The sequence below is a fragment of the Halorubrum sp. JWXQ-INN 858 genome (genome assembly GCF_009806985.1).
Lineage (GTDB): Archaea > Halobacteriota > Halobacteria > Halobacteriales > Haloferacaceae > Halorubrum.
In genome coordinates this window covers 267,961-281,680 of record NZ_WUAX01000016.1, presented here as the reverse complement: position 1 = coordinate 281,680, position 13,720 = coordinate 267,961, and the positions used below count along the sequence as shown (strand labels likewise).

Here is a 13,720-nt window from a genome sequence, read left to right as displayed (position 1 = left end):
CCTATTAAGCGTTCGTTGTCGAACGACGCCCGTCTGACGCGCCGCGGCGATCCCGGGCGACTACCGGCCGGATCGACCCGGTCCGAGGGCTTTTCATCGCTCCGGCGTGACCCGCCACCATGGCTACACACACGTCCGGACCCGATCCGCGGGACCGGGGTGACTTCGACTACACGGGAGGCTCGGTCGACCGACCCGACCTGGTGGACGCGCTCGAACGACGCGTCGACGGCGACGTGCGCTTCGACGACTACTCGCGGCGGCTCTACGCGACCGACGCCTCCGCGTACGAGGTGACGCCCATCGGCGTCGTCTTCCCGGAGTCGACCGCCGACGTCGCGGCGGTTCACGAGTACTGCTTCGCGGAGGGGATCCCGGTGCTCCCGCGCGGCGGCGGCACCTCGCTCGCGGGCCAAACCGTCAACGAGGCGGTCGTCCTCGACTTCTCGCGGGCGATGGACGCGGTGCTCTCGACGGACGCGGCGGCGCGGACGGCGCGGGTCCAGTCGGGCGCGTACGTCGGCGACCTCAACGCCGCGGTCGCGCCCGACGGGCTGAAGTTCGCGCCCGACCCGGCGTGGCGCGACAAGTCCGCCGTCGGCGGCGCGATCGGCAACAACTCCACCGGCTCGCACTCGCTGAAGTACGGGAAGACGGACCACTACATCGAGGAGCTGGAGGTCGTCCTCGCGGACGGCACGGTGGCGACGTTCGGCGAGGTCGCCGTCGAGGATCTCCGCGAGTCGGCGGACCCCGACGCCGACGACCTGCTCCCGCGGATCCACGCCGCGGTCGTCAGGGTGCTCGACGAGGAGGCCGACGCCATCGACGAGCGGTTCCCGGAGCTCAAGCGCAACGTCTCCGGCTACAACTTCGACCGCCTGCTCGCGGAGTACCGCGGCGAGTTCGGCGAGGCGGGCGTCGTCAATCTCGGTCGGCTGATCGCCGGCAGCGAGGGGACCCTCGCGACGGTCACCGAGGCGACCGTCTCGCTGGTGGAGATCCCGGAGACGAAGGCGGTGGCGCTGCTCGCCTACGAGGACCTCCTCGACGCGATGGAGGACGTCGCGCCCGTGCTCGAACACGACCCGGCGGCCGTCGAAGTGATGGACGACGTGCTGCTCGGGCTCGCGGCCGACACCGCCGAGTTCGGCGACCTCGTCGGGACGCTCCCGGACGACACCGACTCCGTGCTGCTCGTCGAGTTCTACGCCGAGGACGACGCCGACGGGAAACGCAAGGTCGCGGACCTGATCGCCGACCGGGTCGGCGACACCCTCGCCGACGGCTCGGCCACCGACGCGGAGCCGAGCCCGGAAGCGGCGGAGACGACCGCCCAGCCCCGACGCGCGTTCGCCGCGATGGAGGCGCACGACCCCGACGAGCGCGACCGGTTCTGGAAGATGCGCAAGTCCGGCCTCCCGATCCTGCTGTCGCGGACCTCCGACGCCAAGCACATCTCCTTCATCGAGGACTGTGCGATCCCGCCGGAACACCTCCCCGAGTACACCCGCGAGTTCCAGCGGATCCTCGAGGACAACGGGACCTTCGCGACGTTCTACGCGCACGCCGGCCCGGGCGTGCTCCACGTCCGCCCGCTGATCAACACGAAGGACGTCGACGGCGTGGACGCGATGGTCGACATCGCCGACCGCGTCACCGACGCCGTCGTCCGGCTCGGCGGGTCGGTGTCGGGCGAACACGGGGACGGCCGCGCGCGGACCCAGTGGAACCGGAAGCTGTACGGCGACGACCTCTGGGCGGCGTTCCGCGAACTCAAGACGGCGTTCGACCCCGACTGGCTGCTCAACCCGGGCAACGTCTGCGGCGAGTTCGACATGCGCGAGCACCTCCGGTTCTCGCCCGACTACGCGCTCGAGACGGGGTTCGACCCCGCGCTGGAGTGGGCCAACGAGAACGGCATGCAGGGGATGGTCGAGCTCTGTCACGGCTGTGGCGGCTGTCGCGGGCCACAGGAGACCACCGGCGGCGTGATGTGTCCGACCTTCCGTGCCGCCGACGAGGAGATCCAGGCGACCCGCGGCCGCGCGAATCTGCTCCGGGGCGCGATGGCGGGCGAGCTCCCCGACGACCCGACGGACGACGAGTTCGTCACCGAGGTGATGGACCTCTGTATCGGCTGTAAGGGCTGTGCGAAGGACTGCCCGAGCGAGGTCGACATGGCGAAGCTGAAGGCCGAGGTCGAACACGCTCACCACGAGGAACACGGCGCGAGCCTCCGCACGAAGCTGCTCGGGAGCTTCGAGTCGCTCGCGCCGATCGGCTCGCGGCTCGCGCCCGTCGCCAACCTCGCACCGAAGGTGCCCGGCGCGCGCCTGCTCATGGAGAAGACGCTGGGGATCGCGAGCGAGCGGAAGCTTCCCGAGTTCCGCTCGGAGAGCCTGACCGACTGGTTCGAGGCCCGCGGCGGCCCCGGCGTCCCGCGAGCCGACGCGGACCGCGCCGTCCTGTTGTTCCCCGACGTGTACACGACGTACACGAACCCGGGCGCGGGGAAGGCCGCCGTGCGCGTGCTCGAGGCCGCGAACTGCCACGTCCGGATGGCCGACGTCGCGGGCAGCGGGCGGCCGCCCCACTCGAAGGGGCTCCTCGAGGAGTCGCGCGCGACCGCCCGCGACACGGTCGAAACGCTCGTGCCCGACGTGGAGACGGGGTGGGACGTCGTCGTCGTCGAGCCGTCCGACGCCGTCATGCTCCAGTCCGACTACTTCGACCTGCTCGCGGGCGACGCGAGCGACGTGCCCGACGCGGACGTCGGGGCGGTCGCGGCGAACACGTACGGCGTCATGGAGTACGTCGACGCGTTCCGGCTGGACGAGGCGCTCGCGTTCGACGCGCCCGGCGAGCGGCTGACGTACCACGGTCACTGCCACCAGAAGGCGACGAAGAAGGACCACCACGCGGTCGGGGTCCTCCGCCGGGCGGGCTACGGGGTCGACCCCCTCGATTCGTCCTGCTGTGGGATGGCCGGCTCCTTCGGCTACGAGGCGGAACACTACTCGATGAGCAAGGCGATCGGGCGGCTGCTGTACGACCAGGTGGACGCGAGCGACGGCGACGTCGTCGTCGCCCCCGGCGCGTCGTGCCGGAGCCAGCTCGAGGACCGCGACGACGCGGCCGCGGAGCCGCCCCATCCCGTCGAGAAGCTCGCCGCGGCGATCGCCTGAGCGCGCGGCTCGCGGGATCCGTTCTTCCGCACCCGCTTCGGGTGTCGTCCCCTCATACCCATACCCGTTTTCGACCCGTCGATCGATCCGTACGCGACCGTCGACAGCGCGGTCGGGGCCGGGGTCAGTACCCGGAGTCAGTACCCGGCGTCCTCACACCGCGCGACGATCCACGCCGTCGAGCGCTCCTCGAGGACGGCCTCGTCGACGCCGACCATCGACCGCGCGACGCCGACCCAGAACTCGCGGTCCCAATCGCTCGCGACGGCCGCGGCGGGCTCGCCGAAGACCTCGTCGACGTCCGGCTCCGGAACCGTTCTACTCATGGTCGACTATCGAGTCACGCGCCCGCTTCAGCTCTCCGGTGTCGGCTGCGTCGGTTCCCCGGTCGCCGTGCGCTTCCGTCGCGAGCTCGCGGAACGTCCTCCGTCACGGCTGCGTCCGACGGTCCGTCGCGGGGCCGAGGCCCTACACGACCTCCGACAGCGCGGCCGCGACCGCGTCCACTTCGGCCTCGGTCGTGACGGCGTGGACCGACACCCGCACCGCTTCCGGATGCGGCAGCGACCGGACCACGATCCCCCGCTCGCCGAGCCGCTCAACGACCGCCTCGGGGTCGTCGACGGCGACCGTGACGAGCCCCGACTCGAACCCGGACGGGCTCAACAGCCGTTCCTCGTCGATCCCCGCCTTCAGCCGGTCGGTGAGCGCCGCGATGCGCGTCTCGATGGCGTCCAGCCCGACCGCCTCGACGGCGTCCAGCGCGGCCACCAGCCCCGCGTGGGGAGCCGGCGACGTGGTGCCGACCTCGAACCGCCGGGCCCCCGGCTCGTACGCCAGCCCGTCGCCCGTCGGCTCGGTCACGCTCCGGTAGCCGACGGCGCGGGGCGAGAGGGCGGCCGCGGCGTCGCGGTCGACGTGGAGGAACCCCGAGCCCCACGGGCCGAGGGGCCACTTGTGACCGGCGGCGGCGACGGCGTCCGCGCCCCACTCGGCGACGTCCATCCGGCGGTGTCCGGGGACCTGCACCGCGTCGACGAGGCTGAACGCACCGGCGTCGGCGGCGATCTCACAGAGCTCGCGGACCGGAAGCACGGTGCCGTGGGTCCACGTGAGCGCGCTGAAGCAGGCGAGCTCGGCGTCGGCGACGGCGTCCGCGAACGCGTCGACGTCGATCCGGCCGCCCGCGGTGTCGACGACCCGGACCTCGACGCCCTCGCGTTCGAGCCGCCGCCACGGGAGGACGCCCGCGGGGTGTTCGAGATCCGTTCGGACGACGATGTCGCCCGGCTCCCAGTCGATCGCGCCCGCGATCCGGTTGATCGCGTCCGTCGTGCTCTCGGTCAGGGCGACGTCGTCGCCCTCGCCTCCGATGAAGGCCGCGATGCGCTCCCGCGCGTCGTCGTACGACGCGAAGGCGACCTCGTAGGGGTCCGCGGTCGCGGAGCCGTACTCGTGTCGCTCCAGCATCGACTCGGCCGCTTCGACGACGCTCCGGGTGCTCGGTCCGTGGGCCCCGTAGTTGAGGTACGTCGCCTCCGAGAGCGCCGGGGCGTCCGCGCGGAGGTCCAGTGGGTCCATACCGGTACGGCCGCCGGAACCCCTATAAGGGTCCCGGCGGCGGCCGTCGGTTCCGGAAGGACCGACTCTCGCTACGGACGCGTCCTCCTCCCCGGCCACGTCCGTGAGGTCCATGCCCGCCCGAGCGAGGCCACGATCCCGCGGTTCGGACGAACATTTATCAATTCCCATCGGAAGGGCGATCCATGGACGCCCTCTCCACGACCCGACTGTTCCTCTACTGTGCGGCCGCCGCCGTCGTCGGCGTCCCGCTCGCGGTTGCGATCGCGCCCGACAACGACCCCGGCGGGCTGCTGCTTCTCGTTCCCATCGCGATCCTGGCGCTCCTCATGTTCGTCGACGGCTACCGGTCCGCGTCGAACGGGGACGAACGGTCCGGCGATCGGACCGACCCGTGAACGGCCGGATCGCGTTTATAAACTCCTCGAGGGAACCGACGGTTAACTTATAAAAGATCGCCGAAGCGTTCGAGGTGAACGAACGGCGGCCGTGTCGCCTCCGTGTCGTCTCCGTGTCGCCTCCGTGTCCCGTTCGTGCCGCCTACGCGTCGAACGGGTTGACCACTTCGATCGTCTCCTCGCGGTCCGGGCCGACGCCGACGGCGTACACCGGCGTGTCGACCTCGTCCGCGAGGAACTCGAGGTAGTCGCGGGTCGCCGCGGGCAGCGCGTCGTACCCCTCCTCGGCGACGGCCGCCCAGTCGACGGACTCCCACGTCTCGAACTCGCGGTAGACGGGCTCACAGCGCTCCCATCGCTCCGTCGAGGTGGGGACCGTGTCGATCTCCTCGCCGTCGAGCTCGTATGCCGTACAGACCTGCAGCTCCGGCAGCCCGGCGAGCACGTCGACGTGGTTGACCGCGAGGCCGGTGAACCCGGAGACGCGCGCGGCGTGCCGGACCATCGGGAGGTCGAGCCAGCCGATCCGCCGCGGGCGACCCGTCACGGTACCGAACTCGCCGCCCTTCTCGCGGATCTCGCTCGCGAGCGCCTCCTCGTCGGCGTCGCCGTCGAGCTCCGTCGGGAGCGGCCCCGAGCCGACCCGCGAGAGGTACGCCTTCACGATCCCGACGACCTCGCCCGCGCCAACGGTCGTGACGCCGACGCCCGAGCCGACCGCCGCCGCGCCCGCCGTCGGGTTCGACGAGGTGACGAACGGGTAGTTGCCGTGGTCGATGTCGATGTGGGTGCCCTGTGCGCCCTCGAACATGATCCGGTCGCCCGCCGACGCCCGGCGGTAGAGGTAGTCCGAGCAGTTCACCGTCATCCCCTCGTCGGCCAGCCGCTCGCCGACGGCCGCGAACTCCGCGTGGAGCGCGTCGACGTCGAAGGCCTCCTCGTGGTCGGTGCCCTCGATCTCGAGCCCGTACACGTCCTCGACGAGCGCGCGCTTCTGCGGGACGGCGTACTCGAGCTTCTCGCGGAGGACTGCGGGGTCGAGCAGGTCGCCGGCACGGATACCGCGGCGACCCGCCTTGTCCTCGTAGGTCGGGCCGATGCCGCGGCCCGTGGTCCCGACCTCCTCGCCGGCGTCGTCGTCGGCTTTCACCGCCTCCTCGATGCCGTCGAGGACGCGGTGATACGGGAGGATGACGTGCGCCCGGCGCGCGACGCGCACGTCGGGGTCGAGCCCGCGCTCGCGGAGCGCGCCGAGCTCGTCGAAGAGGGTGCGCGGGTTGACCACGCAGCCGTTGCCTAATATCCCGACCTTGCCCCGCACGGCCCCGCTCGGGACCAGCGATAGCTTGTACTCGTCGCCGCCCTCGACGACGGTGTGGCCCGCGTTGTCGCCGCCTTGATAACGGACTACGACGTCCGCGTCCCCTCCCCACCGGTCGACGAGCGCGCCCTTGCCCTCGTCTCCCAGTTGGGAGCCGACGATGGTGACAGTCATACCGCTCCCCTGTACCAAACGGGACCTAAAACCGATTACGGTCCGTCGGCGCGAGGACACCACGATCGTGGATCGTCAGGCTGGTGATACGGATCGGCTATCGTCGTCCGTGCGTGTTCGTGTGTCGTCCGTCGTTGACGAGTCGATCACCGCTCGTTCCCGTGTCGATCCCGGACGACGCCGTGTGCTTGTGCCCGATCGGCACGCGATCCGAACCGTTAACTACTCGCACGTCAACGTCTCAGATCAGGCGTTTTCGGTGCGGACTCGGACAGCAACTTTTAAAGGGAGGCATGACAAGTTAACATGTGGCATGATAGATCGACTTGAGAAAGAGGTGGACATGTTGGAACGACACCTCCAGGTGTTGAAGATGGTTATCGCGAACGAACCGATCGGTATCGTGAAGATGTCGAACGAAACCGGGTACCCCCATCACAAGGTTCGGTACTCGCTGCGCGTCCTCGAGGAGGAGAACCTGATCGAGCCGTCCAGCCAGGGCGCGATCACGACCGATCGGACCCACGAGTTCGTCGACGAGCTCGACGACAAGCTCGACGAGACGATCGAGAAACTCGGCACGATGCGGATCGACGACGCCGCCGAAGTCGAGAACTGACTCGTTCACGTCTTATATATCAGCCCGGACACGTTTCGACGAGCCACCCGTCTCCCCTCGGCGACGGGGCCTCGGCGGGTCCGGGCGTTCTGCGGTCCTCGAACGCCGGGAGCGGCGCTTATAAATCCGGGAGCGGCGCCTATAAATTGGGGACCGGCGCCTATAAATCGGGGACCGTCAGGTGGAACCCGCCATCGCGCGACTCGACGAGACAGAGGTGATAGCCGCGCTTGCGCGAGAGCTTCACGAAGCTCGCCCGCTTCGACCGACTGAAGAGCCCGCCGCCGACCGCGTCGCTCGCGGCCTCCAGCGCGCCGGGCTCGAAGAAGCTCGCGGTCACCGCGAACGCCGCGGCGAAGGAGTCGTTCGACTCCCCGATGTCGCCGCCGTTCGCGACGAGCGACTCCAGAGTCCCCTCGACCGTCGGCTCCCGGCTGTCGTTCAGGTCGGCGATGAACAGCGGGTTGCCCATCCGGTCGCGCAAAACGAGGTCGAACGCCCGCTGCTCGCGGTTCTCCTCCCCGTTCTCCCGCGTCACGACCGACACCGACCCGCCGATCTCCGCGCGGTCGACTTCGGGCAGCGCGTCGTACAGGTCACGCAGCGTGCTCTCGTTGCCGGTGTCGGCGATCTCGAACGGGAGGTCCTCGACGAGCCAGCGGGTGAACCCGTACTCCATCGTCCCCTCGAGGAACTCGGTGAACGGGACGCCGTCGACGACGGCCCCCTCGCTCTCGAAGCCGGTGTGGTGTTCGATCCGGATGTTCTCGCGGAGCGCTTCGCGGTCCGCGTTCCCGTCGTGGACGTCCTCCAGCGTCACGCCCCCCTTCGAGCCGTACCTGATGAACAGGTTGGTCTCGCCGCGCGCCCGTGCGGCAGGAATCGAGCGCTCGGCGTCCGGGAGCTCCGCCTCGAGCTCGGCGAGCCGGTCCCGGAGCCGGTCCCGCTCCTCGCGGACGTCGGCGAGCTCCGACTCGAGCCGTCGGACCTCGCGCTCGTGCTCGTCGCGTTCGGCGGCGACCTCGTCGCGCTCGGTCACCGCCTCATCGCGCTCGGCCGCCGCCTCGTCGCGGGCCGACTCGGCGTCCGAAAGCGCCGCTTCGAGCCGCTGGACCTCCCGCTGGAGCTGGCTCCGCTGGACCGCGGGACGCTTCGAGACGGCCGCCTGCCCGGACCGATCGCTCGCGCGCGGCTCGGGCGGTGCGTTCGCGTCCCGCCGTGTCGACTGCGACGACCGCGATGACCCCTCGGCGGCCGTCGACGACCCCTTCCCCATCCCCTCCTGGGGGCCGACCCCCGCGGATCGGGACCGCGCGGGTCCGGCGTTCCGAGCCTCCCCGTCGTGGGCGTCCGTACGCCCCCGCTGACGGCGTTCGCTCGCTTCCTTCGGGTCGAGCGCCGGGATCGATTTCGCCTCCCGCCACTCCTCCTCCTCGGAGAAGACGTCCTCGCCGGGACCCCCGTTGCCCGTCGGCCCCTCGGCGGTCGACCCTGCCCCGGCCTCCGGTTCGGCGGTTCCTCCGGGTGACGGTTCCGGTCCCGGTTCCGTCCCCGGTCCCGGTTCCGTCCCCGGTCCCGCCCTCGGTTCCGACTCTCGTTTCGGTCCTTCGGTTACCGCTCTGTTCGTTCCCGTCTCCGTCTTCGCGGAGCGGTCCGTGCCGTCGCCGCCGCCGCCCTTGCCCTCCTCGTCGCTGTCGGTCACGGCGTCGTCCGCTTCGATCGCACTGGCGTCCGCTTCGATCGCACTGGCGTCCGCGTCGACCGCTTTGGCACCCTCTTCGCCGTCCGCCCGGTCGACGGTCTCTGCGGCGGTATCGATGGTCTCTGCGGTGGTTCCGTCGGAGTCGGTCGTTTCTGCGGCGGTTCCGTCGGGGTCGGCGTCAGCGGCGACGCTGGCGTCGGTGTCGTTGGTCCCGTCCGTGGCGTCGTCCCCGTCGTCCACGTCCGCGTCGGCCGCCGCTGCGTCCGCGTCGGCCGCCGCTGCGTCCGCGTCCGCCGCCGCGTCCCCGTTGGCCGTCGCCGCCGTGCCCGCGTCGGGCTCCGGGAGCTCACGGACGTCGAGGTCGACCTCGTACACGGTGTAGATCCCCACCTCGTCGTCGGCGAGCGCGAACGCGTCGTCGCCGGTCTCCAGCCGCCGCGAGTTGCCGACGTACGCCGCCGCGCGCGAGTCGCCGCCGGTGTAGGTGAGGTAGTAGTCGCCCGAGAGCACGTTCTCGGAGAGCTCCACGTAGCCGGTGAAGCCGCCGGCGGAGAGCTTCCGGTCGGCCTCCGAGAGCGGCGTGTCGTTCGTGTAGTACTGCGCGCGCTTCTCCCCGCCCCGCTCCAGCATGGCGAACAGCAGCGGGAGCTCCTCCTCGGGGGCCTGATACGCCGTCCCCGAGGCGTCGGCGAACGCGTCGAGGTCGGCGTCGACCACGCCGACGACCCGGCCGTTCAACAGGAACAGCCACCCCGTTCCGTCCGTCGCCGCCCCGGAGAACCCCCGATCGGCGAGACGGCGGAGGCCGGCGAACCCGTCCGAGAAGCTCCGGGCGTCCCACTCGGTGATGTCCTCGAGTCGCTGGGCGTCCATTATTGGGGGTAACTCGCCGACAACGAGGCAAATACTTTCCGGAGCGAAGGACGCCCGTCAGACGCCGTCTGCGGCGCACGGGCGGGGGTGGGGCGGTTAGTCGCTGCCGTCAGCCGCGCCGCTGACGGCGTCGTCGACGACCGCGATCGCCTCGCGGCCGAGCGCGACGACGTCCGGTTCGAGGTCGCTCGCCCGGAGGTCGTCGGGGGTGTACCAGCCCCAGTCGTCGGGCGTCGCCTCGTCGTCGCCCGCGGGCTCGATCCGTCGGTGGGGGACGTGCGCGAAGTAGAGGTGGTCGACGTGCTGGTGCCCGACCGACCCGTCCGGGTGAACGTTGATGTCGTGTAACATGAGATGAGCCGGCTCCGGCAGCGCCCGCGAGTTGGGCGCGTCGACGTCGGCGCGGTCGGCGATCAGCTCCGCCTCGAAGCCGGTCTCCTCGTGGACCTCCCGCAGCGCGGCCTCGTGCGGCAGCTCGTCCCGATCGACGTGTCCCCCCGGCGGGAGGGTGATCCCGAGCCGCTCGTGGTCGTGGAGGGCGGTCGCGCCGTCGTTGACGACAAACGTGGTCGCGGTGAAGTGGCGGGTCGTCTCCATACGCCGCGATGGCCGGCGACCGTCTTTTCGCTTGCGTCCCCTCTCCCGCTCCGCGTTCCCCCCTTCGCTCCCCTCCCCTCGCTTCGCGCTCCCCAGCGAAACGGGTTTCCGATCGGTGGCCGAGAACGTCGATGTGACCCCTGTCAACACGCGAGACCTCGACTGGGAGCGTTCGACGGACGAGCGGGCGTCGTGGAAACGGAAACGGGTCGCGGCCGCCGCGGACGGCGAGCGGATCGGCTGCAGCCTGTACCTGCTCCCGCCCGGCGAGCGCTCGTGGCCGTATCACTACCACACGAACAACGAAGAGGCGATGTACGTGCTCTCGGGATCGGGGACGGTCCGCCTCGACGACGAGGCCCACCCGGTGTCGCCCGACGACTACGTCGCGTTTCCGGCGGACGAGTCGGGTGCACACCGCGTCGTCAACGACGGCGATGAGCCGCTTCGCTACCTCGTGATCTCGACGATGTCGGAGCCGGACGTCACGGTGTACCCGGACTCCGAGAAGTTCGGCGTGTACGTCGGTGCCCCGCCCGGGAGCGACGAGGGGCGGAGCCTGGAGGGGTACTATCGGATCGGCGACGACGTCGACTACTGGACGGACGAGTAGTCGATCGGCTCAGCGCCGATCAGCCCATCGCCACGCCCTCATCGGCCTCGAGGAGCTCGTGGTAGCGGTTGCGAATGGTGACTTCGCTGATGTTCGCGACGTCGCTGACCTCGCTCTGAGTGACTTTCTCGTTGGTGAGCAGCGAGGCGGCGTAGACGGCGGCGGCCGCAAGCCCGACCGGCGACTTCCCGGAGTGGAGCCCCTGCTCCTTGGCGGTGGCGAGCAGCGACCGCGCGCGGCGCTCGGCCTCGTCGGAGAGGCCCAGATCGGAGGCGAACCGTGGGACGTAGCTCTCGGGGTCGGCGGGCCGGATCTCGAGTTTGAGTTCGCGGACGACGTAGCGGTACGTCCGGGCGATCTCGTCCTTCTCCACCCGCGAGACGGTCGCGATCTCGTCGAGGCTACGCGGGGTTCCGGCCTGTCTGGCGGCGGCGTACAGCGACGACGTGGCGACGCCCTCGATCGACCGGCCGGGGAGGAGGTCCTCGTCGAGCGCGCGGCGGTAGATGACCGAGGCGGTCTCGCGGACGTTGTCCGGCAGGCCGAGGGCGCTGGCCATGCGGTCGATCTCGCCGAGCGCCTGTTTGAGGTTGCGCTCCTTCGAGTCGCGCGTGCGGAACCGTTCGTTCCACGTCCGGAGCCGCTGCATCTTCTCGCGCTGGCGGCTCGAGAGGGACCGCCCGTACGCGTCCTTGTTCTGCCAGCCGATGTTGGTCGACAGCCCCTTGTCGTGCATCATGTTCGTCGTCGGCGCGCCGACGCGGGACTTCTGGTCCTTCTCCGCGGAGTCGAACGCGCGCCACTCCGGCCCGCGGTCGATCTCGTCTTCCTCGACGACGAGTCCGCAGTCCGCACAGACCGTCTCGCCGTGTTCGGTGTCCGTCGCGAGTTGGCCGCCACACTCGGGACAGGACAGTTCCTCCGACGACGGCTGCTCCTCTTGCTCGTCGTCGACGTGCTCCGCCGTATACGTTCGAACGTGTTCGCTCATTGTGTTGGGTTCGTGGGGCGGGAATGGCGGGACCGAGAGATGGGTCTCGGTTCAGTATTCCTCACCTTCTGAAAAGGGCCGAAGATACTTAAATTGACCCCTCACAAATCGTGTCAAATAGCGGCTTTTCACCGCCCCGAAACGGTCGAATTCGCGGTACTACTCCGTTCCGTATCTCCGGTGTCTTCTCCCGGCACGATCCGGGACGAATCATCGAACGGTCGTACTTATTCGTTTCGTGTCGAGAGCCGTCATCGACGCCCGTCTCGACACCCTCCGCACCTCCCCCGACAGTCACAGCATCCGTCCGACGTCCAGCACTCGTTCCGACGTCCAGCACTCGTCCTGACAGTCCCAGAACCCGTCTCGACCGCTGTCGGCGACGTGCCGCGAGGACAACCGCTTTGGTGGTCGCGGCGGGACGACGGGTATGGATCCGACACGCCTCGACGACGTCCTCGACGCGGCCGGCGCCGACGGCTACCTCCTCGACGCCTCACAGGCCGACGCCAACCAGCTGTACCTCTCCGGGTTCACCGGCCCGGACCCGTTCCTCACGCTGTACGCCGGCGGCGAGGTCTCGATGCTCGTCTCGGGGCTGGAGTACGGCCGCGCGACGACCGAGGCGGCCGCCGACGTCGTCGAGCGCCACGCCGACTACGACTACGAGTACGGCGGCTCCGACGCCCGGTACGACATGTACGCCGCGTTCGTCCGCGACAAGGACGTCGAGTCGGTGCTCGTGCCGCCGCGGGGCCCGGTCGGCACCGCGGACGCCCTCCGTGACCGCGGGATCGACGTCATGGTCGACGACGGCGACGCCCTGACCGAGGTCCGTGCGGTGAAGACCGACGACGAGATCGCGGCGATCCGCGAGACGCAGCGCGCCAACGAGGCCGCGCTGCGGGCCGCCGAGGCGCTGATCGCGGGGGCCGCCGTCGCGGGCGAGGACGTGCCCGTCGACGACGTCGACGCGCCCGGGCCGGAGCCGGTCGACGCCGGGACCCTCGTCCACGACGGCGCGCCGCTCACGAGCGAGCGCGTCAAACGGGAGATCGAGGTCACCCTGCTGGACCACGGCTGCGCGCTCGACGAGACGATCGTCGCGGGCGGCGCGCAGGCGGCCGACCCTCACAACCGCGGCTCCGGGCCGCTGTCCGCGAACGAGGCGATCATCATCGACGTCTTCCCCCGGTCGAAGGCGACGAAGTACAACGCCGACATGACCCGGACGTTCTGCGTCGGCGAGCCGAGCGACACGCTCCGCGAGTGGTACGACCTCACCGAGGAGGCGCTCGCGGCCGCCCTCGACGCGGTCGAGCCGGGCACGACCGGCGAGGAGGTCCACGCCGCGGCGTGTGCGGTGTACGAGGCCGCCGGGGAACCCACGTTCCGCACCGACCCCGAAACGGAGACCGGGTTCATCCACTCGACCGGTCACGGGATCGGCCTCGACGTCCACGAGCTCCCCCGCCTGTCGAACGGCGGGGCGGAGCTGGAGCCCGGCCACGTCGTCACCGTCGAGCCCGGCCTCTACGACCCCGACGTCGGCGGAGTCCGCCTCGAGGACCTCGTCGTCGTCACCGAGGACGGCCACGAGAACCTCACCGACTACCCGCTCGAGTTCGTCGTCGAGTAGCCCGTCCCGTGTCGTTCCGTGGCA

The 13,720-nt window shown here is 70.4% G+C and carries 11 protein-coding genes; 5 read left to right on the top strand and 6 right to left on the bottom strand.

Going from position 1 to position 13,720, the window contains the following annotated elements:
* Nucleotides 1-119 precede the first annotated feature (119 nt).
* Nucleotides 120-3,188 (top strand): FAD-binding and (Fe-S)-binding domain-containing protein, encoded by a 3,069-nt coding sequence (locus tag GRS48_RS13345; RefSeq protein WP_159487334.1) that lies wholly within the window; start codon nucleotides 120-122, stop codon nucleotides 3,186-3,188.
* Between the two features lie 137 nt (nucleotides 3,189-3,325).
* On the opposite strand, the gene GRS48_RS13340 is transcribed toward GRS48_RS13345, so the two are convergent.
* Nucleotides 3,326-3,514, bottom strand: coding sequence for a hypothetical protein (locus GRS48_RS13340; protein WP_159487332.1), 189 nt, complete (start codon nucleotides 3,512-3,514; stop codon nucleotides 3,326-3,328).
* A 142-nt stretch (nucleotides 3,515-3,656) separates the two neighbouring features.
* Nucleotides 3,657-4,769, bottom strand: a complete 1,113-nt coding sequence (locus tag GRS48_RS13335) for an aminotransferase class V-fold PLP-dependent enzyme (RefSeq protein ID WP_159487330.1) — start codon at nucleotides 4,767-4,769, stop codon at nucleotides 3,657-3,659.
* A 185-nt stretch (nucleotides 4,770-4,954) separates the two neighbouring features.
* Between GRS48_RS13335 and GRS48_RS13330 the strand changes: the two genes are divergently transcribed.
* The gene (locus GRS48_RS13330) at nucleotides 4,955-5,167 is read left to right on the top strand and encodes a hypothetical protein (RefSeq protein ID WP_159487328.1); all 213 of its coding nucleotides are present in this window, start codon (nucleotides 4,955-4,957) and stop codon (nucleotides 5,165-5,167) included.
* Between the two features lie 142 nt (nucleotides 5,168-5,309).
* Here the strand turns inward: GRS48_RS13330 and GRS48_RS13325 are convergent, their stop codons facing one another.
* Nucleotides 5,310-6,662 (bottom strand): adenylosuccinate synthase, encoded by a 1,353-nt coding sequence (locus GRS48_RS13325; protein WP_159487326.1) that lies wholly within the window; start codon nucleotides 6,660-6,662, stop codon nucleotides 5,310-5,312.
* 313 nt (nucleotides 6,663-6,975) lie between these two features.
* On the opposite strand from GRS48_RS13325, the gene GRS48_RS13320 reads away from it, so the two are divergent.
* Entirely contained in the window at nucleotides 6,976-7,281 is a 306-nt protein-coding gene (locus GRS48_RS13320) for a hypothetical protein (protein WP_159487324.1), read from the top strand.
* Nucleotides 7,282-7,441: 160 nt separating this feature from the next.
* Here the strand turns inward: GRS48_RS13320 and GRS48_RS13315 are convergent, their stop codons facing one another.
* Both GRS48_RS13315 and GRS48_RS13310 read right to left on the bottom strand, forming a co-directional pair.
* Nucleotides 7,442-9,856 carry a hypothetical protein gene (locus GRS48_RS13315; RefSeq protein ID WP_159487322.1) on the bottom strand — a complete coding sequence of 805 codons (2,415 nt, stop codon included), beginning with the start codon at nucleotides 9,854-9,856 and terminating at the stop codon, nucleotides 7,442-7,444.
* 96 nt (nucleotides 9,857-9,952) lie between these two features.
* The gene (locus GRS48_RS13310; RefSeq protein ID WP_159487320.1) at nucleotides 9,953-10,453 is read right to left on the bottom strand and encodes an NUDIX hydrolase; all 501 of its coding nucleotides are present in this window, start codon (nucleotides 10,451-10,453) and stop codon (nucleotides 9,953-9,955) included.
* A gap of 133 nt (nucleotides 10,454-10,586) precedes the next feature.
* On the opposite strand from GRS48_RS13310, the gene GRS48_RS13305 reads away from it, so the two are divergent.
* Nucleotides 10,587-11,066 carry a cupin domain-containing protein gene (locus GRS48_RS13305; RefSeq protein WP_321168454.1) on the top strand — a complete coding sequence of 160 codons (480 nt, stop codon included), beginning with the start codon at nucleotides 10,587-10,589 and terminating at the stop codon, nucleotides 11,064-11,066.
* 19 nt (nucleotides 11,067-11,085) lie between these two features.
* On the opposite strand, the gene GRS48_RS13300 is transcribed toward GRS48_RS13305, so the two are convergent.
* The gene (locus GRS48_RS13300) at nucleotides 11,086-12,057 is read right to left on the bottom strand and encodes a transcription initiation factor IIB family protein (RefSeq protein WP_159487315.1); all 972 of its coding nucleotides are present in this window, start codon (nucleotides 12,055-12,057) and stop codon (nucleotides 11,086-11,088) included.
* Between the two features lie 430 nt (nucleotides 12,058-12,487).
* On the opposite strand from GRS48_RS13300, the gene GRS48_RS13295 reads away from it, so the two are divergent.
* Nucleotides 12,488-13,696 (top strand): Xaa-Pro peptidase family protein, encoded by a 1,209-nt coding sequence (locus tag GRS48_RS13295; RefSeq protein ID WP_159487313.1) that lies wholly within the window; start codon nucleotides 12,488-12,490, stop codon nucleotides 13,694-13,696.
* Nucleotides 13,697-13,720: the final 24 nt, after the last annotated feature.

Bases quoted from the DNA above. Each gene is read 5' to 3' on its own strand.
- GRS48_RS13315 (WP_159487322.1), bottom strand. From the start codon at position 9,856: ATGGACGCCCAGCGACTCGAGGACATCACCGAGTGGGACGCCCGGAGC.
- GRS48_RS13320 (WP_159487324.1), top strand. From the start codon at position 6,976: ATGATAGATCGACTTGAGAAAGAGGTGGACATGTTGGAACGACACCTC.
- GRS48_RS13335 (WP_159487330.1), bottom strand. From the start codon at position 4,769: ATGGACCCACTGGACCTCCGCGCGGACGCCCCGGCGCTCTCGGAGGCG.
- GRS48_RS13295 (WP_159487313.1), top strand. From the start codon at position 12,488: ATGGATCCGACACGCCTCGACGACGTCCTCGACGCGGCCGGCGCCGAC.
- GRS48_RS13345 (WP_159487334.1), top strand. From the start codon at position 120: ATGGCTACACACACGTCCGGACCCGATCCGCGGGACCGGGGTGACTTC.
- GRS48_RS13340 (WP_159487332.1), bottom strand. From the start codon at position 3,514: ATGAGTAGAACGGTTCCGGAGCCGGACGTCGACGAGGTCTTCGGCGAG.
- GRS48_RS13300 (WP_159487315.1), bottom strand. From the start codon at position 12,057: ATGAGCGAACACGTTCGAACGTATACGGCGGAGCACGTCGACGACGAG.
- GRS48_RS13325 (WP_159487326.1), bottom strand. From the start codon at position 6,662: ATGACTGTCACCATCGTCGGCTCCCAACTGGGAGACGAGGGCAAGGGC.
- GRS48_RS13330 (WP_159487328.1), top strand. From the start codon at position 4,955: ATGGACGCCCTCTCCACGACCCGACTGTTCCTCTACTGTGCGGCCGCC.
- GRS48_RS13310 (WP_159487320.1), bottom strand. From the start codon at position 10,453: ATGGAGACGACCCGCCACTTCACCGCGACCACGTTTGTCGTCAACGAC.